The 23,983-nt window shown below is 48.1% G+C and carries 20 protein-coding genes; 16 read left to right on the top strand and 4 right to left on the bottom strand.

Annotation, left to right across the window (positions count from 1 at the left end; genetic code table 11):
- Positions 1–70 precede the first annotated feature (70 nt).
- The 8 genes from WMO65_RS17835 to WMO65_RS17870 all read left to right on the top strand — a co-directional run bounded on the left by WMO65_RS17835 (position 71) and on the right by WMO65_RS17870 (position 6,984).
- A complete protein-coding gene (locus tag WMO65_RS17835) occupies positions 71–562 on the top strand; it encodes a hypothetical protein (protein WP_349064589.1) in 492 nt (163 codons plus the stop codon).
- A 234-nt stretch (positions 563–796) separates the two neighbouring features.
- Complete coding sequence (locus WMO65_RS17840; RefSeq protein WP_033140735.1) at positions 797–1,501, top strand: ABC transporter ATP-binding protein; 705 nt, start codon at positions 797–799, stop codon at positions 1,499–1,501.
- A gap of 32 nt (positions 1,502–1,533) precedes the next feature.
- Positions 1,534–2,817, top strand: a complete 1,284-nt coding sequence (locus WMO65_RS17845; protein WP_148393532.1) for a glutamate-5-semialdehyde dehydrogenase — start codon at positions 1,534–1,536, stop codon at positions 2,815–2,817.
- Between the two features lie 6 nt (positions 2,818–2,823).
- Complete coding sequence (locus WMO65_RS17850; RefSeq protein WP_148393533.1) at positions 2,824–3,657, top strand: CPBP family intramembrane glutamic endopeptidase; 834 nt, start codon at positions 2,824–2,826, stop codon at positions 3,655–3,657.
- 183 nt (positions 3,658–3,840) lie between these two features.
- Positions 3,841–4,053, top strand: coding sequence for a helix-turn-helix transcriptional regulator (locus tag WMO65_RS17855; protein WP_349064592.1), 213 nt, complete (start codon positions 3,841–3,843; stop codon positions 4,051–4,053).
- Positions 4,046–4,792 (top strand): DUF3169 family protein, encoded by a 747-nt coding sequence (locus tag WMO65_RS17860; protein WP_033140733.1) that lies wholly within the window; start codon positions 4,046–4,048, stop codon positions 4,790–4,792. The genes WMO65_RS17855 and WMO65_RS17860 overlap by 8 nt, the downstream gene beginning before the upstream one ends.
- Before the next feature lie 24 nt (positions 4,793–4,816).
- The gene (locus tag WMO65_RS17865) at positions 4,817–5,713 is read left to right on the top strand and encodes an ABC transporter ATP-binding protein (RefSeq protein WP_033140732.1); all 897 of its coding nucleotides are present in this window, start codon (positions 4,817–4,819) and stop codon (positions 5,711–5,713) included.
- Positions 5,710–6,984: an ABC transporter permease gene (locus tag WMO65_RS17870; RefSeq protein WP_148393534.1), complete on the top strand. Its 1,275-nt coding sequence runs from the start codon at positions 5,710–5,712 to the stop codon at positions 6,982–6,984. Before WMO65_RS17865 ends, WMO65_RS17870 begins: the two co-directional genes overlap by 4 nt.
- Positions 6,985–7,057: 73 nt before the next feature.
- Here the strand turns inward: WMO65_RS17870 and nagB are convergent, their stop codons facing one another.
- Positions 7,058–7,786: a glucosamine-6-phosphate deaminase gene (gene nagB / locus WMO65_RS17875; RefSeq protein WP_033140730.1), complete on the bottom strand. Its 729-nt coding sequence runs from the start codon at positions 7,784–7,786 to the stop codon at positions 7,058–7,060.
- Between the two features lie 108 nt (positions 7,787–7,894).
- Entirely contained in the window at positions 7,895–8,791 is an 897-nt protein-coding gene (locus WMO65_RS17880) for a helix-turn-helix transcriptional regulator (RefSeq protein WP_033140729.1), read from the bottom strand.
- 499 nt (positions 8,792–9,290) lie between these two features.
- Here WMO65_RS17880 and WMO65_RS17885 point away from each other — a divergent pair, with 499 nt between their 5' ends.
- The 3 genes from WMO65_RS17885 (at position 9,291) to galE (ending at position 12,439) form a co-directional block, all read left to right on the top strand.
- Positions 9,291–10,214, top strand: a complete 924-nt coding sequence (locus WMO65_RS17885) for a nucleotidyltransferase family protein (protein WP_103731803.1) — start codon at positions 9,291–9,293, stop codon at positions 10,212–10,214.
- Between the two features lie 3 nt (positions 10,215–10,217).
- Entirely contained in the window at positions 10,218–11,324 is a 1,107-nt protein-coding gene (locus WMO65_RS17890; RefSeq protein ID WP_187370677.1) for a phosphotransferase enzyme family protein, read from the top strand.
- A gap of 98 nt (positions 11,325–11,422) precedes the next feature.
- Positions 11,423–12,439: a UDP-glucose 4-epimerase GalE gene (galE, locus tag WMO65_RS17895; RefSeq protein WP_033140727.1), complete on the top strand. Its 1,017-nt coding sequence runs from the start codon at positions 11,423–11,425 to the stop codon at positions 12,437–12,439.
- Between the two features lie 66 nt (positions 12,440–12,505).
- On the opposite strand, the gene WMO65_RS17900 is transcribed toward galE, so the two are convergent.
- The gene (locus WMO65_RS17900; protein WP_033140726.1) at positions 12,506–13,981 is read right to left on the bottom strand and encodes a DUF1846 domain-containing protein; all 1,476 of its coding nucleotides are present in this window, start codon (positions 13,979–13,981) and stop codon (positions 12,506–12,508) included.
- Between the two features lie 242 nt (positions 13,982–14,223).
- Between WMO65_RS17900 and ftsH the strand changes: the two genes are divergently transcribed.
- The 4 genes from ftsH to WMO65_RS17920 all read left to right on the top strand — a co-directional run bounded on the left by ftsH (position 14,224) and on the right by WMO65_RS17920 (position 20,296).
- A complete protein-coding gene (gene ftsH / locus WMO65_RS17905; RefSeq protein WP_148393535.1) occupies positions 14,224–16,323 on the top strand; it encodes an ATP-dependent zinc metalloprotease FtsH in 2,100 nt (699 codons plus the stop codon).
- A 132-nt stretch (positions 16,324–16,455) separates the two neighbouring features.
- Positions 16,456–18,333: an excinuclease ABC subunit UvrC gene (uvrC, locus tag WMO65_RS17910; RefSeq protein ID WP_033140724.1), complete on the top strand. Its 1,878-nt coding sequence runs from the start codon at positions 16,456–16,458 to the stop codon at positions 18,331–18,333.
- A 77-nt stretch (positions 18,334–18,410) separates the two neighbouring features.
- Entirely contained in the window at positions 18,411–19,355 is a 945-nt protein-coding gene (hprK, locus tag WMO65_RS17915; RefSeq protein WP_033140723.1) for an HPr(Ser) kinase/phosphatase, read from the top strand.
- Positions 19,355–20,296, top strand: a complete 942-nt coding sequence (locus WMO65_RS17920) for an ROK family glucokinase (protein ID WP_148393536.1) — start codon at positions 19,355–19,357, stop codon at positions 20,294–20,296. Before hprK ends, WMO65_RS17920 begins: the two co-directional genes overlap by 1 nt.
- A 61-nt stretch (positions 20,297–20,357) precedes the next feature.
- On the opposite strand, the gene WMO65_RS17925 is transcribed toward WMO65_RS17920, so the two are convergent.
- Positions 20,358–22,976 (bottom strand): PBP1A family penicillin-binding protein, encoded by a 2,619-nt coding sequence (locus WMO65_RS17925; RefSeq protein ID WP_033140721.1) that lies wholly within the window; start codon positions 22,974–22,976, stop codon positions 20,358–20,360.
- Positions 22,977–23,277: 301 nt separating this feature from the next.
- Here WMO65_RS17925 and WMO65_RS17930 point away from each other — a divergent pair, with 301 nt between their 5' ends.
- The gene (locus WMO65_RS17930) at positions 23,278–23,934 is read left to right on the top strand and encodes a YigZ family protein (RefSeq protein WP_054353535.1); all 657 of its coding nucleotides are present in this window, start codon (positions 23,278–23,280) and stop codon (positions 23,932–23,934) included.
- The last annotated feature ends 49 nt before the right edge of the window (positions 23,935–23,983 follow it).

Below are 23,983 nucleotides of genomic sequence, written 5' to 3' on the forward strand. Positions count from 1 at the left end.
GTTCACACTGGCAGTCCGCCGGATGCCCGGGGGTGTGATGTGAGCCCGCATGTTCGTGAGAGTGGCCGCCGTGGTCATGGTCGCAGCCGCAGTTGCAATGTTCGCCATGGTCATGGTCACATCCACAATCGCAAAGCTCGCCATGCGTATGCTCATGTGCATGAGAATGACCGCTATGGTCATGGTCACAGCCACAATCGCAAAGCTCGCCATGCGCATGCTCGTGTGTATGTTCGTGAGAATGACCGCCATGGTCATGGTCACAGCCACAATCGCAGAGCTCGCCATGCGCATGCTCGTGTGTATGTTCGTGAGAATGACCGCCATGGTCATGGTCACAGCCACAATCGCAAAGCTCGCCATGCGTATGCTCGTGTGTATGTTCATGAGAATGACCGTCATGGCTGTGTTCACAGCCACAGCCGCAATGCTCATCATGCGTCTGCTGATGAACGTTCTCACCTTCAGGCTTCCGCAGTTCACCGGAAGAGGCTTTCTTTTCCTGCTTCATATTCAGTCCCTCCAAATCTATTTTTCTATCTATGTAACTATAGTATATTAAACATATGAATATCTGTTCATATATTAATATGAATAGACCAAAAAGTCAATATAAATAAAGAAAAAAGTAAAAGAAATCAAAAATACCCCCTCCTGTTGAAAAACCTGATTGCGGCCCGGTCAAAATGGAGATATAATGGGAAATAACATCTGGCCCCAGGGCCGGAGTGTGCTTAACGGCAGTGGTGCCTAACGGCAGAGGCGTTTTTATTTAGAATGCAGGAAGGATAGAAGCATGTCATTTATAGAATTCCAACATGTGAAAAAAATATACGGCAGTAAAAATGAAGTGGAGATCAGAGCTCTGGATGACGCCAGTTTTTCTGTGGAAAAAGGCGAGCTGGCGGTGATTTTGGGTGCATCGGGAGCAGGGAAGACCACAGCTCTTAATATTCTGGGCGGTATGGACAGTGCCACCGAGGGAGAGGTCATTGTGGACGGCAGACATGTAAATGAATATAAAGCAAAGGATCTGGTCACATACAGACGCAATGACGTGGGCTTTGTATTTCAGTTCTATAACCTTGTTCCAAACTTAACCGCCCTTGAAAATGTAGAGCTGGCTGTACAGATATGCAAAGATTCCCTGGACCCAGCCACTGTTTTGGGAAAAGTAGGGCTTGCGGAGCGGACATCTAATTTTCCGGCACAGCTCTCCGGCGGTGAGCAGCAGAGGGTAGCCATTGCCAGGGCGATCGCCAAGAACCCCAAGCTTTTACTCTGTGATGAACCCACAGGTGCTCTGGACTATAATACGGGCAAACAGATTCTGCAGCTTTTGCAGGACACCTGCCGCAAGGAACACATGACTGTTATTATCATTACCCACAACTCTGCGCTGGCCCCCATGGCTGACCGTGTGATCCGATTCAGGAGCGGTAAAGTGACAGAGATAACAAAAAATGACCACCCCATACCGGTGGAGAAAATCGAATGGTAACAGAGAGCAAAACAGAACAGGAGGATAGACCTATGAATATAAAAGAAGCAACCAGAAAAATGAAACAGGACAGTTTCCGCATGGCAGCCCTCAGCGGGGAGCAGAGAAATGCCGCTTTAGAGGCAGTAAGAATCGCTCTTCTTGCTAACCGGGAAGCCATATTCAAAGCCAATCATGAGGATATGGAAGCGGCTGAAAAGGCAGGGATCGCGGCAGCTGTGATGAAAAGACTGAAATTCGATGAGCATAAGCTGCAGGATGTAACCGCCGGAATCGCTGAACTCATCAAACTGCCGGACCCGCTCTCAAAGGTGCAGCTTGCCAGGGAACTGGATAAAGGTCTGGAACTTTACCGGGTGACGTGTCCCATCGGTGTGATCGGCATCATATTTGAAGCCAGGCCGGACGCGCTGGTACAGATTTCTTCCCTCTGTTTAAAGAGTGGGAACTGTGCCATCTTAAAAGGCGGCAAAGAGACAGCGAGGACCAACAAAGTTCTGTTTGAGATCATCTATCAGGCAGCCGTGCATGCAGGCGTGCCGGAAGGGTGTATGCTGCAGGCCGAGCTTCATAATGAGATCGACGAACTGCTGTCCTGCCATGAGACAGTAGATCTGCTCATTCCCAGAGGTTCCAATCAGTTTGTACAGTATATTATGAACAATACGAAAATACCGGTTATGGGTCATGCCGACGGGGTGTGCCATATTTATGTGGATGCATGTTACGATAAGGAAAAGGCAGTCCCCATAATCATAGATGCCAAGACACAGTATACAGCAGCCTGCAACGCTGTGGAAACGCTGCTTGTAAACAGAGAGGCAGCAGAGGAGTTTCTGCCGGTCATAAGCAAAGCTCTGGGAGAGAACCATGTAAAAGTGAGAGGAACCCGTGAAGTGGCAGAAATCATTCCCTGTGAAATCATGGAGGAGGACGCATTTGATACAGAGTATCTGGATCTGGTGTTATCTGTGAAACTGGTGGACAGTGTACAGGAAGCAGTGGAACACATTAACCGGTTCGGCTCCCATCACACAGACTGCATTATCACAGAGAACAGGGACACTGCGCTGACCTTTATGCAGCTTGTGGATTCTGCCGGTGTATATCAGAACTGCTCCACGCGGTTTGCTGACGGTTTCCGCTACGGATTCGGCGCGGAAGTGGGAATCAGTACCGGTAAAATCCATGCCCGGGGTCCCGTGGGACTGGAGGGGCTTGTGACATATAAATATAAACTGTTCGGCAGCGGACAGATTGTGGGGGACTACGCGGGCGGCAAAAAGCAGTTCCATTTTAAAGACCTGGAGGCATAACAAGGAATGATAGAAAAAGCAAAGACACTGCTGCTGAGTCTGACACCCATTGCCCTTATGTATATCATTCAGATTGCCGCGGCATTGGGCGGACAGGTTCTTATACTTTTGACAGGCCAATTTATGACCGCGATCCATGTGTACCAGTCGCCGGTCATGGATTATGTAGTGAACCAGTATGTGTATATTGTCAGTGCTGCCTCCTACGGGATCTTTCTGCTGGCGGGATATTTCTGGTACCGCAGGGTGATGGCTGACAGACGTGCCGCTTATCTGGAGAGAGGCCACAAGGCCGCTCTTAACTCAGGCGCAATTCTGGGAATCTTTTTTGTGGCCCTGTTCATCCAGTTTGCGGTCACCAGCCTTCTCAATATACTTGCAGTGGTGGCACCAAATCTGATGGGGCATTATATGGAAGTGATGAAAGGGCTGGGCATGGCGGAGCCATCCATACTGTCTATGTTCTATGTGGTCGTGATGGCACCCCTGGCGGAAGAGCTTCTCATGCGCGGGCTCTGTCTGAAAATACTGGAGAGAAGCTTTCCTTTCTGGGCGGCGAATTTCCTCCAGGCGTTGTTTTTCGGCCTTTACCATATGAATCTGATACAGGGCTGTTATGCCTTTTTAATGGGTCTGATCCTGGGCAGACTGGTTAAGAAATACGGTACCCTGAAGGCATCCATGCTCTGCCATTTTATCATTAACTTCAGCGGACAGGTGATATCTGTAATTAATTTCAGTGTGTTGGGAATCTTTCTCGGTACCCTGGTATGTGCAGGTGTCCTGGTGGTTTTGTATATATGGGAAAAACGGAAAAACGAGGATTATCTGTATCGATAACCAGGTATCAATGAAATAAAACAGTGCGAAACGGTGATCACGCTGCTGGGCTTCTGCCATATAACAGCGGCATCACCGTTTTTTTATATATCCGGTTGACAACTATCTTTGTCAGGTGCTATAATCAATGACAAGAAAAGTTGTCAAAATGACAAAGGATTTTGTCATAAAGGAGGGGTGGGAATGTCGTTGCACAACCGCCTGAAAGAATACAGGGCAAAACTGGATATCAACCAGCAGGAAATGGGGCGGCGTGTCGGAGCATCCCGGCAGTCCATCAGCCTGATCGAGCGTGGAGATTACTCTCCGTCTGTTACGCTGGCGCTTAAAATAGCCAAAGAATGCGGAGCGTCTGTGGAGGATATTTTTTGGTATGTGGAGGACGGGAATGAATAGGAATAGAAAAGAGAAAAAAGGATATCTGGAATTTATGATAATCATTCTGGTCAGTGGTCTCTTCGGCGGTGTCGGAGCTTTAGTCATCGGCGATCACGGCAGGGATGTGGAGGAATTGGGCAGGTTTTTGGAAAGTGTCATTGGCAGGGGCGCCTTTTATCTGATCGTACTTATGTCCATTTTGGGCAGTATTGCCAATATATATATGGTTATGAGTGTCAGAAAGAAATGCCGGGACTGGGATGGAGAGGATGACGAGATAGCGGAACAGATAGAAAAGTACAACAACCGCTGTCAGGGAATCATAACATGCTGTGCTACCATCACAATGGTGCTGAGCGGCGTTAACATTGTCTATGCGTTTCACAGAGCACAGAGTCTGCCCAACATTGTAGTCATGTCAACGCTGTTTGTACTGTACAGTCTGTGGTGTGCTTTTTCAGAGCATCTGCTGGTGGAGCAGACCAAGAAAATGAACCCTGAGAAAAAAGGAAATGCCCTTTCCCTTCATTTTAACCGGGATTGGGTCGGAAGCTGTGATGAACAGGAAAAGGCCAGGATGTATGAAGCGGCCTATATTGTCTACAAAAATTCCTTTGTTCTGTACACAGGAATCTTTATTTTTATGCTGATGCTGACTGTTGCGGTAGACATTGGCGTACTGCCATTTCTTATACTGGGAATTATCTGGACGTTCCAGAATGTTCTATATATGTGCAGCTATGAAAAGAAACGTTAAGAGGTATGAAACAAGGAGGAGTATATGAGTTTAGTAGTGGAAAATCTGACGAAGCGGTTCGGAGAAAAAACCGCGGTTGACCACCTGTCCTTTTCCATGGAGACACCGGGGGTATTTGGCCTTCTGGGAACCAATGGAGCCGGTAAGACCACAACGATCCGGACAATACTGGGTATCATGGAAGCTGATGAGGGGAAAGCCCAGTGGAACGGCAGGAAAATCAACAGGGAGACGCTGGCTTTCGGTTATCTGCCGGAGGAGCGCGGCATCTATATGAAGACAAAGGTTCTGGAACAGCTTGTCTATTTCGGCATGCTCCGGGGCATGAAGCGGGAAGCAGCGAAGAAGGCGGCTCTTGGCTATATGGAACGCCTTGAGGTTATGGAGTATAAAAACATGCCGGCCGAAAAGCTCTCAAAAGGAAACCAGCAGAAGATCCAGCTCATCTCTGCAATCATCCACAACCCAAGGCTTGTTTTTCTGGATGAACCATTCTCGGGTCTGGACCCGGTGAACGGAAAGATGCTCAGGGATCTGGTGTCTGAGCTTGTGGACGAAGGGAAATACATTATCCTGAGCACCCACCAGATGGAGACTGTGGAGGAATATTGTAAGAATCTTCTAATCCTGAACCGTGGCAGAACAATCCTGCAGGGTAATTTAAAAGAGATAAAGTCAGCCTTTGGGCATACAAATCTATGCGTCACAGTCAATGCAGATGTGGATGGAATGGCACAGGAGGAAGGCCTTCAGGTCTTTGAAAAACGTGCCGCTGAGACAGAGTATAAAATTGACGGAGATGAGATGGCACACAGATTTCTGAAGAGAATGCTGGACGCGGGAATCTATCCCGACAAATTTGAAATCAGGGAACCATCTCTACAGGAGATTTTTGTCAGAAAGGCAGGGGAGACAGAATGAGACAGATAACAACCGTATTTGCATATACCTTAAAAGAGGCTGCCAGAAAGAAGGCCTTCATTGTATCTACCGTGATCATTATGATCATGGTGCTGGCCCTGTGTCTGGCCCCCCGTATTATTTCCGCAGTGAAGGGCAGCGGGGAGGAAGAACAGACCGGTACGGAAAATTCCGCAGAACAGGCGGCTGTAAGCGATGACGCGGCCATCTGCTATCTGGTTGACCAGACAGGGATTTTTGAGAAGAATCTGGATACCCTGAAAAGTGTATATCCGGACAGGAATTTTAAGGCAGCGGAAAAGGAAGAGGAGGAAGGTATCCGTAGCGATATCAGGGAGAATGAGAACAATTCTCTGATCTCCATTGAGGAGAAGGACGGTCTACCCTATATCCGTGTGGTGAATGCCAATTTCATGAAGGGCATAAGCTCCCAGAAAATATCGGATATCTGTAATAAAATATGGCAGAAGAATATCCTGGAGGAGAGCGGTGTTGACGGTGAAACCATAGCCAGGTCTACCATTTCCCTGCCATACACGGAGGAAGCAGCAGGTGATATGGACATTACCGGTTATATTCTGGGGCTTGCTGTGGTATTTATCATGTTTTTCGCAGTATATTATTATGGATACGGCGTGGCTATGTCCGTGGCGTCTGAGAAGACATCACGTGTTATGGAGACCCTGGTCGTCTCTGCAAAGCCGTCCAGGATCCTGATTGGAAAATGTCTGGCAATGGGTGTACTGGGACTTCTTCAGATGGTGGGGATTATTGCCTTTGCCCTTATATGTTATACCGCTTTTGTTCCTTCCAATTTTAACATAGGCGGAGTGCCCATTGATTTTTCAAGTATTACGCCGTTCACACTGTTGATCTTACTGGTTTATTTTGTCCTCGGATATTCCCTGTACGCAGTGATGAACTCTGTGTGCGGCGCGGCTGTGAGCAAAGTGGAAGATTTGAATTCTGCCATGATGCCTGTGATGTTCATCAGCCTTGGAAGCTTTTATCTGGGGTATTTCACAGCTATTGCAGGAGGCGGAAGCAGCGGACTTACCAAGTTTGCCATGTACCTGCCGTTTTCCTCCCCCTTCTCTGTGCCGTTCACTCTTCTGACCGGAGGGATGAAAGCCGGGGATCTGGCAGTCTCCATGGGACTTCTGCTCATCTTTATCCTTGTGATCGCAGCAGTGTCCATAAGAGTGTACAGCGCCTCCGTTCTGCATTATGGGAACAAGTTGAAAATGAAAGAACTTTTGAAAATGAGATAAAAGGAAATGATAAAAAAGAGGGAGCAGTCAAGATGGCTGTTCCCTCTTTTAAAATAAAAGAGATGGTCAAAGGTTATTTTACTTTGGAAAGTGCTGCATTGTCGGCAACGATGGTCACATCCGGGTGAAGCTGCAGAATGGATGCAGGAACCTGAGGTGTGATAGGTCCATTGATGATCTTGTTCAGGATTTCCGCTTTGTCCTCACCGCTTACCACAACAAGGATCTTCTTTGCGCTCATGATGGTGCCGATCCCCATGGTGTAAGCCTGTCTCGGTACGTCGGATTCTTTTTCAAAGAAACGCTTGTTGGCCTGGATGGTGCTCTCTGTCAGGTCAACACAATGTGTGATCTTCGGGAAGTCCTCTGCTGGCTCGTTGAAGCCGATGTGTCCGTTATGGCCAAGGCCCAGAAGCTGCAGGTCAATACCGCCTAAGTCACGGATGATCTGCTCATACATCTGGCAGGCCTGGTCACTGTTCTCCTGCAGTCCGTCCGGTACGAAGGTGTGGTCCTTGCGGATATTTACATGGTCGAACAGGTTTGTGTTCATGAAGTAACGGTAGCTCTGGTCATTTTCCGGGCTTAAGCCTCTGTATTCATCGAGATTGCAGGAGGAAAGTGTGGAGAAGTCCAAATCTCCGTTTTTATACCATTCCACCAGGTTCTTATATGTGCCCACCGGTGTTGATCCGGTAGCCAGACCGAGAACGCAGTCAGGTTTTAATACAATCTGAGCAGCAATGATGTGTGCTGCCTTTTTGCTCATTTCATCGTAGTCTTTTGTTCTGTAGATTTTCATAACACATTCTCCTTTATTGCGAGCCCCCATTGAACCGTGCTCTTTTTCTTCATTATAATATGAATAGTCTTGTAAAACAATGATAAAATTCTGAAAGAAGTTTCAGAATTATGGCCTTTCGGCAAGCAGCTTGATGGATGAGGCATATTCGGAAGGGGTCATGCCTGCAAGCTTTTTAAACTGCCTGGAAAAATAATGGATGGAAGTATAGCCGAGAAAGTCTGATATCTGGGTGAAATTGTGATGGTTCTCCCGTATGAGCTGTTTGGCCAGCTCGATTTTAAGCCGTGAGAAATATTCAATGACACCGCACTGGTTCTGCTCCCGGAAAAGTTTTTGAAGCTGGGAACGCCCGATGAGGTTTGCCCTGCAGATCTCGTCAATGGTCAGATGTTCGCGGATATGTTCTTCCAGGTAAGTGGTGATCCGCTTATAAATGATGGCATCGTTTTTCTGCTTGATGGATTTGACAACAGCAGGCGCTGTGCTGCGGCCTTTCATCTGCTCTCTCACAAGGTGTATGAGGAGCTGCTCCAGATAAAGCTTGATGAGCTGTTCTGAACCGAATGCAGCTTCCGGGAGCCGCTCCATATGTGTGGTATACGGGTCATCAAGCGGTGTGGCGATGCATCGTCTTGCCTCATAGATGATCTGGGCCATGAGATAGCGGGCTGTCTCACTGATATCTGTGATCAGCTCCTCAAAATACTGCATAGCCGGAGAGTTACATTCAAATGAAATGACCACCAGATTTGGCGCGATCCGGCCATTGGCCTTCAGACTGTGGAATTCATTTGGTTTGTGGAAAGCGATCTGTCCCCTTTTCAGTGTGTGGGGCCGGTCACCTGCCATGATATCTACCTCTCCCTTGTCAACGCAGAGAAATTCCCAGAAATTATGGGATTCACCGGGAAAGCTAAAGTCACTCATATATTCAAAATAGTGTATGGTGACAACTTTGGAGATACTGATATCTTCTCTTAATTCAAGACTTTCAAACGGCATAAGACACCTCCATAGCATGAATACATTATAAAACAACTTTTTCAGAAAAACCATACAGTTTCGTCAGTTGGACTATTACGGAAAAAAAACAGCAAGAAATGCAGGGGGTGCTGTCTGTAATCAGAAATATCACCAGGTCAAAACAAAAACCGCATTTGTACAATCAGATTGCATTTCCAGTAAAAATATTATGTCTGCCTGTAGGATATAACTTGTCAAATTTAGATGCGCTTACTCTATTTATAGTGTTATATGCATAAAAAAATCGTCAAAAATTGTAGATTTCTGCAGAAAAATATAATTTAAGAATTTATTAAGATAAATAACATATCAAATTGTGTAAAGAACAATCGTACAAATATGGTATACTGAAAAAGTGTATCTTTCCATTGCTTTTACATGTGGTGAAAAAAAAGGATGTGTAGTATAATGGGTAACAGGCAGGAACAAAGAGATAACCTGCATCCGGAAAATGCATTCGTAAGGAGGAGCAATGAAGATGAAAGAACCGGTATTAGTAGTTATGGCAGCAGGGATGGGAAGCCGTTACGGCGGCCTGAAACAGATTGACCCCATTGACGAACAGGGGCATATCATTATGGATTTTTCCATCTATGACGCAGTGAAGGCAGGATTTAAAAAGGTAGTATTTATAATAAAGAGAGCCAATGAGAAGGATTTCCGTGAGGCGATCGGTGACCGTCTGAGCAGACATATCCAGGTGGAATATGTATTCCAGGAGCTGGAGAATATTCCGGAGGGATTTTCAGTGCCCGAGGGCAGGGTAAAACCCTGGGGAACCGGACACGCGGTACTTAGCTGTATGGACGTGGTGGATGCGCCTTTTGCAGTCATCAACGCAGATGATTACTACGGTGCCCATGCCTTTCGGATGATTTATGATTACCTGACCACACATGAGGACAATGACAAATACCGTTATACCATGGTTGGCTATGTGCTGGAGAATACTCTCACGGAGAACGGACACGTGGCAAGAGGCGTCTGCGAGACAGACGAAAACCATTATCTTGTGGGAATCCATGAGAGGACCCATATTGAGAAGCGGCCGGATGGAGCGGCTTACACAGAGGATGAAGGCAGAACATGGACAGAGATTCCAAAGGGAAGCACGGTTTCCATGAATATGTGGGGCTTTACAGCCAGCATACTGAAAGAGCTTGGAGACAGATTCCCCCTGTTCCTTGAGAAAAACCTGCAGAGCAATCCCATGAAGTGTGAGTATTTCCTGCCCTCAGTGGTGGGTGAGCTGCTGGCAGAAGACAAGGCTACAGTGGAAGTCCTCAAATCCATGGATAAATGGTACGGTGTTACATATAAAGAGGATAAGCCGGTGGTAGTTGCTGCCATCAGAACATTAAAAGAAAGCGGCCTCTATCCGGAGAAACTTTGGGAGGAATAACAAGTGAGCGGCGAGGAACTGATACGCAGAGAGGTAATTGAGAACTTTGCATTTCCGGGAAAGCTGGTGGAGGAGATTCCATACGGCAGCGGACATATAAATGATACCTTCCGTCTGGTATTTGAGACGGAGCAGGGCAGGAGGAGATATATCCTCCAGAGGATGAATAAGAGTATTTTCCACAAACCTGTGGAGCTGATGGAGAATATTGTGGGTGTCACATCCTGGCTCAGGAAGAAGATTCTGGCAAACGGCGGAGATGCCGACAGGGAGACCCTGAACATTATCCATGCCAGGGACGGAAGGCCTTATTATCTGGACCGTGCCGGTGATTACTGGAGAGCGTATCTGTTCATCGAGGGCGCAAGCTGTTATGACAAGGTGGAGAACAAAGAAGATTTCTACCAGAGTGCAGTTGCTTTCGGGCATTTCCAGGGAATGCTGTCGGATTATCCGGCAGAGACCCTGCACGAGACGATCGTAAATTTCCACAACACGGCAAGCAGGCTTGAGGATTTTAAGGCGGCCGTGGAACGTGATACCTGCGGTTACGCCGGCAGCGTGCAGAGGGAGATCCGGTTTGTGCTGGAGCGGGAGAACCTGGCCCATGTGCTGGGGGAGCTGCAGGCTGAGAAGAAGCTGCCTCTTCGGGTGACCCACAATGATACAAAGCTCAACAATATTATGATAGATGATAAGACAGGCAGGGCAATCTGTATCATTGACCTGGATACGGTAATGCCGGGACTGGCAGTCAATGATTTCGGGGATTCCATCCGTTTCGGCGCCAGTACTGCGGATGAGGATGAGAGGGATTTGTCAAAAGTCTCATGTGACATGGAATTGTTTGAGCTGTATACAAAGGGATTTGTGGAGGGCTGCGCAGGCAGTCTGACAGATAAGGAGCTGGACATGCTGCCCATAGGCGCCATGGTTATGACGTATGAATGCGGAATGCGCTTTCTGGCCGATTATCTGGACGGGGACATTTATTTCAAGACACACCGGGAGGGTCATAATCTGGACCGGTGCCGTACACAGTTCAAGCTGGTTGCGGATATGGAGAAAAAGCTCTCAGCCATGAACGCCATTGTAGATAAATACAGGTAGAGAAAAATTTTCCTTTTCTTTTCAGGAAAAAAGTGTTAAAGTAGTTATGAACAGAAAATATGTTTTAAAACAGGATAGTTAGAAGGAGGAGTTGTAAAATGGCAATTTTAGTGACAGGCGGTGCTGGTTACATCGGAAGCCATACGGTAGTGGAACTGCAGACTGCAGGATATGATGTAGTGGTACTGGACAACCTCAGTAACTCCAGTGAGAAATCTTTACAGAGAGTGGAGAAGATCACAGGCAAACCGGTTACCTTTTATAAGGCAGACATTCTTGACAGGGATGCGCTGAATGCTGTTTTCGAGAAAGAGAGCATTGATTCCTGTATCCATTTTGCAGGGCTGAAGGCTGTAGGGGAATCTGTACAGAAACCCTGGGAATATTATGAGAATAATATTGCAGGAACCCTGACTCTGGTGGATGTCATGAGAAAACATGGCGTAAAAAATATCATTTTCTCATCCTCCGCAACCGTATACGGGGACCCGGCTTTTGTGCCTATCACAGAAGAGTGTCCGAAAGGACAGTGCACCAACCCTTATGGCTGGACAAAATCCATGCTGGAGCAGATCTTAATGGATATCCAGAAAGCTGATCCGGAATGGAATGTAGTGCTTCTGCGTTACTTCAACCCCATCGGAGCCCATAAGAGCGGCATGATCGGAGAGAACCCCAACGGAATCCCTAACAACCTGATGCCATATATCACACAGGTAGCTGTGGGTAAATTAAAAGAACTGGGCGTATTCGGCAATGACTATGACACCCCGGACGGAACCGGCGTGCGCGATTACATACATGTGGTAGACCTGGCAAAGGGCCATGTGAAAGCCCTGAAGAAGATTGAGGAGAAAGCAGGCCTGAAGGTTTACAATCTGGGAACCGGCATCGGCTACAGCGTTCTCGACATTGTGAAAAACTTTGAGGAAGCAACCGGCGTAAAAATCCCGTATGTGATCAAAGACCGCCGTGCAGGCGATATTGCCACCTGCTATTCCAGTGCAGAGAAAGCGGAAAAAGAACTGGGATGGAAAGCGGAATTCGGAATCAAGGAAATGTGTGCGGATTCCTGGAAATGGCAGTCAAACAATCCGAACGGTTATGAGGAATAAAAAATAAGATTTTATATAAAAACAGCACCCCATGCAGAATATGGTGTGCTGTTTTTTTGCTTGGTTTTAATATAATCTTTTGTGTTCGTAGACCGGTTCACAGGTAAGCTGCACAGACAGCTTCTGGAAAATAGTCCTGTCCACAGCGGACAGCATCACAGAGGAATGTACCTGGCAGCCTTTCAGCTTTGGAAGCTGTTCCAGTGCTTTCTTAGCTACATCGCTGGTTGCAGCGGAGCTTGAAAGGGCGATAAGCACCTCATCTGTGTGCAGGCGAGGATTCTTGCTTCCGAGATAGGCTGTTTTCAGCTTCTGGATAGGCTCAATGGAGGCCGGGGAAATAACATGGGTCTCATGAGGTATCTCTGCCAGCTCCTTTAAGGTATTGAGCAGCAGTGCAGCGGAGGCGCCCAGCAGATCGGAGGTCTTTCCTGTGATAATGCGGCCGTCCTCCAGCTCCAGCGCAGCGGCAGGGAATCCTGTCACTTCGGCTCTTAAAAGAGCCGCTGATGTGACCTTGCGGTCTTCTGTGGAAATATGAGCCTGTTTCATGAGAAGTTCCAGCTTGAAAACTTCCTCCTGTGTGCGGGTCCCTTCGGCCTGGCCGTCAATGGCCTGATAGTAACGGCGGATGATCTCCTGTTTGGAGGCTTCCCTGCAGGCTTCGTCGTCAATGATACAGTTTCCTGCCATATTGACACCCATATCAGTTGGGGACTGATATGGGCACTGTCCGAAGATGCGCTCGAAGATTGCACTCAGCACAGGGAAAATCTCCACATCTCGGTTATAGTTTACCGTAGTTTCACCGTAAGCGTCCAGATGGAAGGGGTCGATCATATTTACGTCATTCAAGTCTGCTGTCGCCGCTTCGTATGCCAGGTTTACCGGATGCTTCAGCGGGATATTCCAGATTGGGAAGGTCTCGAATTTTGCATAGCCTGCATGGACCCCTCTTTTGTGCTCGTGGTAGAGCTGGGACAGACAGGTGGCCATTTTTCCGCTTCCGGGACCGGGTGCTGTGACAACCACAAGGGGTCTGGTGGTTTCAATGTATTGGTTTTTGCCGTAGCCTTCATCACTCACGATGAGGGGAATATTGCTGGGGTATCCTTCTATGGGATAGTGCAGATAAACTTTGATGCCCAGTTTTTCCAGCTTATCTTTGTATTTATTGGCGCTGTTCTGCCCGGAATATTGGGTGATGACAACGCTTCCCACATAAAAGCCTCTGCCTCTGAAGGCGTCTATCAGGCGGAGCACATCAATATCATAAGTAATGCCTAAATCCCCGCGGACTTTATTTTTCTCAATATCACCGGCGCTGATAACAATAACGATCTCTGCGTGATCGCTGAGCTGCATCAGCATGCGAAGCTTACTGTCAGGGGCAAAGCCGGGCAGAACCCTGGATGCGTGGTAGTCGTCAAAAAGCTTTCCGCCGAATTCCAGATACAGTTTGTTGTCAAACTGATTGATCCGCTGGCGGATGTGTTCTGACTGCATGGACAAATACTTGTCATTATCAAATCCGATTTTCATTTTTTTCTATGCCTCTATTCTACAAAATATTGGGGTATGTGATGTCGCCTTCCATAGTATACTACAAAAGATAGAGGAAATTCCAGTAGCTAAGGGAAAAATATATCATTTTGTTCAGATTACACAGAATAACAGGGAAATTAACAAAAGTTTTATAAATGTGTCGGCTTTTTCACAATCTTCTTATTGATTTATCAAGCCCCAATCCGTATAATAGAAGAGATAATAATAGGAGGAAAGAGATGGATCAAAACCAAAATAGAAACCAGGACCCAAATAAAAAAAGTCCTCAAAATAAGCAGTCCCTTTTGGTGCTCCTGATTTGTATCATAGTCATGCTGCTCTGTATGAATATGATGACAAATATAGGCAAAAAAGATACCAGCAAAATTGATTACAGTGAATTTATCACAATGCTGGACAAAGGGGAAGTAGAGAGTGTAGTTCTGAAATCCGATACTCTGACAGTTACCCTGAAGCATGGTACTGGCATGGCAGCGCAGACCAAGACGGTTACACTGATGGAGGATTTGAGTGAACTTACCAAACGTCTTGAAAAAGCAGGTGTTAAAAGTTTTGACAAGGAGCAGCCCAACATAGCAGGAGAGCTGATATACAGCCTGCTGAGTATTTTGATACCGGTTGTTTTGATGGTTGCCCTGTTCAGCTTTATGTTCCGCCGGATGAATAAAGGCGGCGGTATGATGGGCGGCGTCGGTAAGAGCAAGGCCAAAGCCTATGTGCAGAAAGAGACCGGAGTCACCTTCCGGGATGTGGCAGGCCAGGATGAGGCCAAGGAATCTCTCCAGGAGGTGGTTGATTTCCTTCACAATCCGGGGAAATATACGGCCATTGGTGCCAAGCTGCCCAAAGGTGCCCTGCTGGTAGGCCCTCCGGGAACCGGTAAGACGCTGCTTGCCAAGGCAGTGGCCGGAGAAGCCCATGTTCCGTTTTTCTCCCTGTCCGGTTCGGACTTTGTGGAAATGTTCGTAGGTGTGGGTGCCTCCCGTGTGCGGGATCTGTTTGAGGAAGCCAAGAAAAATGCCCCGTGTATCATCTTTATTGATGAGGTCGATGCCATCGGAAAGACACGTGATACCAGATTCGGCGGCAATGATGAGCGTGAACAGACATTGAACCAGCTTCTGGCTGAGATGGATGGATTTGATACATCAAAAGGTCTTCTGATCCTTGCGGCAACCAACAGGCCGGAAGTATTGGACCCGGCACTTCTGCGTCCGGGACGTTTTGACAGACGCGTTATCGTAGACAGGCCTGATCTGAAGGGCAGGGTAAATATTCTCAAGGTACATGCAAAAAGCGTCTCTCTGGATGAGACCGTGGATCTGGAGGCGATTGCCCTTGCAACGTCAGGAGCTGTAGGATCTGACTTGGCGAATATGATCAATGAGGCAGCTATCCTGGCTGTCAAGAACGGCAGAAAGGCAGTTTCCCAGAAGGACCTGCTGGAAGCCGTGGAGGTAGTACTGGTAGGTAAGGAGAAGAAAGACAGGATCTTAAGCGCAGAGGAGCGCAAGATCGTCTCTTACCATGAAGTGGGCCATGCTCTTGTGAGCGCGCTCCAGAAGGACTCCGAACCGGTTCAGAAGATCACCATTGTACCGCGTACCATGGGTGCCCTGGGGTATGTCATGCATGTGCCGGAGGAAGAGAAATTCCTGAATACCAGAAAAGAGCTGGAAGCCATGCTGGTCGGATATCTGGGCGGCCGTGCGGCAGAGGAGATCGTGTTTGACACTGTGACTACAGGTGCCGCCAACGATATTGAACAGGCTACAAAAGTGGCCCGTGCCATGATAACCCAGTACGGTATGTCTGACCGTTTCGGTCTTATGGGACTTGCAGATACCCAGAGCCAGTACCTGGACGGCCGCGCGGTGTTAAACTGCGGCGATGCAACAGCAACAGAGATTGACCATGAAGTGATGAAGCTTCTGAAGGTTTCCTACGATGAGGCGAAACGCCTGCTCAGTGCCAACAGGGAAGCGCTTGATAAGATCGCTGATTTCCTGATCCAGCGTGAGACGATCACAGGCAAAGAGTTCATGAAGATTTTCAGGGAGATCAAGGGAATCAAGGAGCCGGAGGAGAAGAAACGTATTGCTGAAAAAGACGGATCTTCAGCAGCCCCGGCGATAAACGTACCGGCAGATGCGCAGAACGGGACAGCAGGAGATGCAGCAGCTCCGGCAGCCCCGGCGATAAACGGGCCGATGGATGCGGAGAACGGGACAGCAGCTCCCGCAGTTTCGGAACCCGAGCAGAATCCGGTGATCCACACCGTGTCAGGAAGCACAGCGGAAGAGGAAGAAAAAAAATAATCGTACACCTGTTCCTTTTAACAGGAGGATATGATAGAATAAAGGAAGTTATCGCATGGCGGTAACTTCTTTTTCTTTAATATTTCCGGGCAGACAGATATTTTTACAACCGGAAGCTGTGAGGAGGAATACATGTTTAACATAGAGGAAGAACTGAAAAAGCTGCCGGCCAGGCCCGGTGTCTATATCATGCACGATGCTGACGACACCATCATCTATGTGGGCAAGGCCATCAGCCTGAAAAACAGGGTGCGCCAGTATTTTCAGGGCAGCCGTAATCTGGGAATCCGTAAGGAACAGATGGTGGAGCAGATCGCCAGATTTGAATATATCATCACAGATTCCGAGCTGGAGGCTCTGGTCCTGGAGTGCAACCTCATAAAAGAACACACACCAAAATACAACATTCTATTGAAGGATGACAAGACGTATCCCTTTATTAAAGTCACTGTGGGGGAGGATTATCCCAGGATACAGATCGTCCGCAGAGTGAAAAAAGATAAATCCCGCTATTACGGCCCCTACTCCAGCGCAATGGCGGTGAAGGATGTGGTGGAGCTTACCACAAAGCTCTACCGCCTCAGAACATGCAGCAGAAATCTTCCCAAGGATATCGGTAAGGAGCGCCCCTGTCTCTATCACCAGATCCATCAGTGTGACGCGCCCTGCCAGGGATATATTTCAAAGGAAGAATACAGGAAAAAGGTGGATAAGCTGCTGGATTTCCTCAACGGAAACCACAGGGAAATCTTAAAAGAACTGGAAGAAAAGATGCTGGCAGCCTCCCAGGAGATGAATTTTGAGGATGCAGCCCAGTACAGGGATCTGATACAGAGTGTAAAGCGGATCGGGGAGAGGCAGAAGATCACAGACCAGCATGGGGAGGACAAGGACGTTGTGGCGGTTGCCCAGGATGGAGAGGACGCAGTGGCGCAGGTATTCTTTATCCGCGGCGGCAAGCTCATAGGAAGGGATCATTTCTACCTGAAAGTTGCCAAGGAGGACCAGCGGGCCCAGATCATTTCCAGCTTCCTGAAACAGTTCTATGCGGGAACACCCTTTATTCCAAAAGAAATCATGATCCAGGAGGAGATTGAGGACCGCGAAGTGATCACTCAGTGGCTGGAAAAGAGAAAGGGAAGGAAAGTGCACATACGGATTCCGAAGAAAGGAACCAAGGAAAAGCTGGTGGAGCTGGCCCAGAGGAACGCAGAGCTTGTACTCAGCCAGGACAAGGAGCGTATCAAGCGTGAGGAGGGCAGAACCATCGGTGCTGTGAAAGAGATTGCCGGCAAACTGGCCCTGCCGGGATTGGAGCGGATAGAGGCCTATGATATTTCCAATATCAGCGGATTCCAGTCTGTAGGTTCCATGATCGTCTATGAGAAGGGTAAGCCAAAACGCAGCGATTACCGAAAATTCCGTATCAAATCTGTGCAGGGACCAAATGACTATGCCAGTATGGAAGAAGTCCTGACTCGGCGTTTTGTGCACGGCCTGGATGAGCAGGAAGCCAGGAGAAAGGAAAATCTGGATGAGGAATTCGGCAGTTTTACACGTTTCCCGGACCTGATCATGATGGACGGCGGCAGGGGGCAGGTCAATATTGCCCTGGAAGTGCTGGACAAACTGAACCTGCAGATTCCGGTCTGCGGTATGGTAAAGGATGATAAGCACAGGACCAGAGGTCTGTATTTCAACAATGAGGAGATTCCCATAGACAGGGACAGCGAAGGTTTTAAACTGATCACCAGGATTCAGGATGAAGCCCACCGTTTTGCCATTGAATTCCACCGATCCTTAAGAAGCAAAGGGCAGGTGCATTCCATTCTGGACGATATCCCCGGTATTGGGCCGACCAGAAGAAAGGCGCTTATGAAGCAGTTCCAGGGGCCGGATAAGATGAGGGAGGCATCCCTTGAGGAGTTAAAGGCAGTTCCTTCCATGAATGAGCGGGCAGCGGAAGCTGTTTACCGTTTTTTTCATGAGGAACAAGAAAAAAAGGAATAGTTTGGACAGGCTTGTTGAACTTCCAAATGCCTTATGATAAACTAAATAGGAAGAATATGAAAAGGAGAGCGTGCCATATGAAAGGTGTAGAACTGAAAAAGCTGATACAGGAACTAAGACTGTATAATAAGACACCGGATATTGATATTTCCAAAAAAAGAATCACCACACCGGATATTAACCGTCCAGCACTGCAGCTGACAGGGTATCTGGAGCATTTTGAGAATGAGCGGGTACAGATAATCGGATATGTAGAGTACACATACCTGCTTCATCTTGGACGTGAGAAGAAAATAGAGGCTTTTGAGCGTTTTGTCTCCAGCCAGATTCCCTGTGTGATATTCAGTACCATGACGGAGCCCGATGAAGATATGCTGGATCTGGCTATGAAATACGAGGTGCCCATTCTGGTGACAGAGCAGACAACCTCCACATTTATGGCTGAGATCATCCGCTGGCTGAATGTACAGCTTGCGCCGTGTATTTCCATCCACGGTGTTTTGGTGGATGTATACGGTGAAGGTGTGCTGATCATGGGTGAGAGCGGTATTGGAAAAAGTGAGGCAGCTCTGGAGCTTATCAAGCGGGGACATCGCCTTGTCAGTGATGACGTGGTGGAGATCCGTCGTGTCAGTGATGTGACGCTGGTAGGTTCAGCGCCGGATATCACCCGCCATTTTATCGAACTGCGCGGCATCGGAATCATTGATGTGAAGACCCTGTTCGGTGTGGAAAGCGTGAAGAACACCCAGTCTATTGACCTTGTCATCAAGCTGGAGGAGTGGAACAAGGACAGAGAATATGACCGTCTGGGTATGGAGGAGGAATATACAGAATTTCTTGGCAACAGGATCGTATGCCATTCTCTCCCTATCCGTCCGGGCAGAAACCTTGCTGTCATAGTGGAATCCGCGGCTGTTAATCACAGACAGAAAAAGATGGGCTATAATGCGGCACAGGAGCTGTACCGCCGTGTACAGGAGAATATGGCAAAGAAGAGAAACGAGGAGGACGAAGACTGATGACTGCATGGTGTTTTGGAATAGATCTGGGAGGAACAAGCGTAAAATGTGCACTGTTTCAGACAGACGGCACAGTGGAAGAGAAGTGGGAGATCAAGACCCGCGTGGAGAACGAGGGGAAAGAGATCCTTCCTGATATAGCAAAAACCATTCTGGCTAAGATGGAAGAGAAGAAGATCGCGAAAGAGGATGTAGCCGGCGTGGGAATCGGAATCCCCGGACCGGTAGATGAGAACGGAGAGATCGCCTGTGCGGTAAATCTTCACTGGGGCAGAAAAAACATTGAAAAGGAACTGGCAGAACTGACAGGTCTTGTGGTAAAAGCCGGAAATGACGCTAATGTGGCAGCACTGGGCGAGATGTGGAAGGGCGGCGGTCAGGGCTCTAAAAACCTGATCCTGGTCACTCTGGGAACCGGTGTAGGCGGCGGTATCATTGTCAATGAAAAAATGGTCACAGGCGCACACGGGGCCGGCGGCGAGATTGGACACGCATCTGTGGAGATGGAGGAAGAGGAGGCTTGCAACTGCGGTAACAAAGGGTGTCTGGAACAGTATGCTTCAGCAACCGGAATCGCAAGACTGGCGAGACGTGCCATGGCCTCCGGCCAGGAAGAATCCATACTGCGCAGTATGGAGAATGTGACAGCAAAGGATGTGTTCGATGCCTATAAGGACGGAGACGCGCTGGCAGCGAAAGTGGTAGATCAGTTTGCACGCTATCTGGGCAATGCACTGGCTATCTTCTCCTGTGTGGCTGACCCGGATGTGATCGTGATCGGCGGCGGGGTTTCCAAGGCCGGACAGGTCCTGATCGACTGTGTTGAAAAGTATTTCAGACAGTATGCATTTACAGCCTGCAAGGATACAAAGATCAAACTTGCGACTCTGGGCAATGATGCGGGAATCTATGGCGCAGCGAAATTGATCCTCAGCAAATAATAAAAGGGAATAAAAAAGCATTTCCAATCGGATTAGGTTGGAAATGCTTTTTTTTTATGCGTTATTCTGTCTCGCCGCCGCCGGGGTCCTCGCCGCCTCCCTCAGGGGGAGCCGGTGTGTCCGGGTTATCCGGTGTATCCGGAGTATCGGGCGTATCAGGATTGTCCGTAGGTGTGTCGCCTCCGGGGTTATCTGTCGGTGTGTCATCGGGATTATCCGTTGGTGTGCCGCCGTTGTTATCCGTCGGCGGATTGCCGTTGTTGTCTGTTGGCGTATCCGTCGGTGTATCGGAAGGCTCATTGCTTTCCTCTGCAGGCGGCGTGTATACTTTATTGGAGTGTACATTACACCGCTTCTTCGGAATTTCATCTGTTTCAAAATACTCCGTGATAGTAGGGCAGGCATAATTGGGAAGAAGTCCTGTCTCACTGCAGACGGTAGTTTTTTCTACGGTTGCCGGCATCTTGAAGTCTGTATCTGTCTTGTCCTCGTGAAGCCTCTGCATGACCTTGCGCCATAAATCCTGATGATAGGTTCTGTAATCGCCGGAAGGCAGTTTCGTGTTGTCATCATATCCTGACCAGACTGTGCAGGTGTAATATGGTGTATAGCCTGCAAACCAAAGGTCATTATAACCCTCTGTGGTACCTGTCTTACCGGCAACATGCATGTTGTTAAGCTGAAGCCTGGTTCCGGTACCGTGGTCCACAACATCCTCCATAGCGCTTGTGAGCAGATAGGCGGTGCTGGGTTTGATGACTTTTGTCTTCTCCGGTGTGTTGTCAAGGAAGACATTGCCGTCCTCATCCAGAATTTTGGTGTAGAACATAGGCTTGATATAAGTTCCGTTATTGGCGATCGCCGCATAGGCAGCGGTCAGTTCCAGATTGCTGACACCCCTTGTGATACCGCCCAGAGCGGTAGGCTGTCCGATATCAGAGTACACCTTTCCATCCACAGTCATGGTGTCCACAATGGTGGAAAAGCCGAATTTCAGCAGATATTCATAAGCAAGCTGAGGGGTTACATCTGTGATACATTTTACTGCCACAACGTTGACAGAATTAACGATGGCTTCCCGGATGGTGGTAGGGCCGCCAAAGCTGCCTGTCAGCCAGTTGTTTACCGGTTTGCCGTTTACATATTCATAATATTCATCGTCATAGACGGTTGCCAGTGTCTTGCCGCATTCGTTCAGCGCCGGTGCATAAGTGGAAACGATCTTAAAAGTAGAACCGGGCTGCCTTACCGTTCTGGTTGCTCTGTTCAGCGATAAACTGGTGGCCTTTTCACCGCGTCCTCCCACGATGGCTTTCACATATCCTGTGTGCTGATCCATAATGCACATGGAAGACTGAGGCTGAGGCGTAAAATACTTCTGCTCCGCAATGACGGTGCTTCCATCTTCGGTCTTGGCTGCCTTAAAGGTTTCAATATAGGATTCTGCCTGTTCCTGGCTGTCAAAGAGAAGAGAAAAGTTCGGGTCCTGCTCCTTGAAATAAGAAGTCATCATTTCCTTACTGAAATTTTCTTCTGTTCCATCCGGATGCGCGATAGTCAGTGCGTAATCAAGCCCCACCTGCGTACCTGCAGGGAAGTTTTCCGGATTGCCGTATTCCTCATCGCAGATCTGCTGAACCTGCGGGTCCTGTGTTGTATAGATACGCAGACCGCCGCTGTACAGGGCATTGTAGGCCTGCTGTTCGGAATAACCCTTCTGTGTCATCAGATCGTCGATCACCTGTCTTGTCAGCTCGTCAATGAAGTAGGAATAAGTATCGTCCTCCTCAGAGGATTCGGATTCCACTGCCTGGATCCGGTCATAGACATTGTCTGCCAGACATTCATCATATTGTTCCTTGGTGATATAACCCTGGTCCAGCATATGTTCCAGGACATCTTTACGCCTTTTTGCATTTTCCTCCGGGTTCACTGCCGGGTTGAAACGCGTGGGGTTCTGGCTGATACCAGCGATCACTGTGGATTCTGAGAGCGTCAGTTCACTGACGTCCTTATTGAAATAGCCGTGTGCGGCGGCCTGTACACCATAATTGCCATTGCCCAGGTTGATCGTATTCAGATAGCTTTCCAGAATCTTGTCCTTATCCTTCAGCTGTTTTTCAAGCTGGATAGCCAGGTACTGTTCCTGGAATTTACGTTTGAAACGCTCTACCACAGACTCATTGGTCCAGTCTTTGAATACATTGTTTTTCAGAAGCTGCTGTGTAATGGTACTGGCACCCTCTGAGAAATGAAAACCACTGGTGATACCCTTTACCCCCGCACGGACAATACCGCGCAAATCAATACCATTGTGTTCATAAAAACGTTCGTCCTCAATGGCGACTACTGCATGCTGCAGGTCCAGAGGAATTTTATCAATAGTGACCGGCATACGGTTGGAATTAGGTGCTGTCAGTTTCTGAAGCTGATTGCCGTCAGAATCATAGACAAAGGTTGCTGAACCGATTGGCATAATATTAACGTCCTCAATATCCGGCGCATTATCCAGCAGTCCCTTGAAGGCACCAAAACCTACGCAGCCGCCGATTACCATAATGGCAATCAGGGAAATGAAAATGATGCGTATAAAAGAAACGTGTGCTTTCTTCCCCATCATAGTGGAGCGGGAGGAAAGCGAGTTGCGCTTCTTGTCAGTCGCACGTTTTCCAAAATTCATGTAGTTTGCCTCCTTTTCCTGATTATATACCATACCCATACCGTCTATACAAAATACGGCCGAACAATGGCCTGTCCATTCTGTTTCCCGGTAAAGATAAGAGGGCAATATAAGCAGTATACGTCCCTATTATAGCAAAATGGCATAGCGAAATAAAGTAGAACTTATAAATTTAATGGAATTTAAGAGAAATGTTATAACTTTAAAAATACATTTTTATCAGCCACTACCCGCATGTTCCGATTTGTGATATGATAATCCCAGACAAAATTCTGCCCCATGCAGGAAAAGGAGGACCCCCATGCTGGAACAATACAACACGATTTACGAGGGCGGCGAGGGAGAAATTATTGAGAAAAAATCACGTTTCATCGCCACCGTAAGACTGGTAAAAACCGAGGAGGAAGCCTTAAGCTTCATAGAAGAAATGCGCAAAAAATACTGGAATGCCACCCACAACTGCTATGCCTATGTCATAGGCGAGCGCAAAGAAACCATGCGCTGCAGCGATGACGGAGAGCCTTCAGGTACAGCCGGCAAACCCATGCTGGACGTCCTTTTAGGCGAGGATCTCTACAATACAGCCGTAGTCGTTACCCGGTATTTCGGCGGCACACTGTTGGGAACCGGCGGCCTTGTCCGAGCTTATTCAAAAGCCGTCCAGGAAGGTTTGGCCTGCAGCCGCATCATCACAAAACACCACGGCATTCTCCTGGAAATCGGCACAGACTACAACGGTGTCGGCAAACTTCAATACCTTTTCGGCCAGCGCGGCATCCCCATCACGGATTCCCGGTACACCGAGGATGTAAAGCTCCAGGTCCTGGTCCCCAAGTCCGAAGAGAATGCAGTAAAAAAAGCCGTGACAGAAGCCACCAGCGCCCGTGCCTCCATCACAGATCTAAAAGAACTCTATTATGCCTCTCTGGAAGGCGAATACCTTACCTTTGAAGATTAAAAATACCCTGTCTGCAGTCCGGAATGAATCCGGCACAGACAGGGTATTT

The sequence above is a fragment of the Blautia caccae genome (assembly GCF_040095955.1).
Lineage (GTDB): Bacteria > Bacillota > Clostridia > Lachnospirales > Lachnospiraceae > Blautia > Blautia celeris.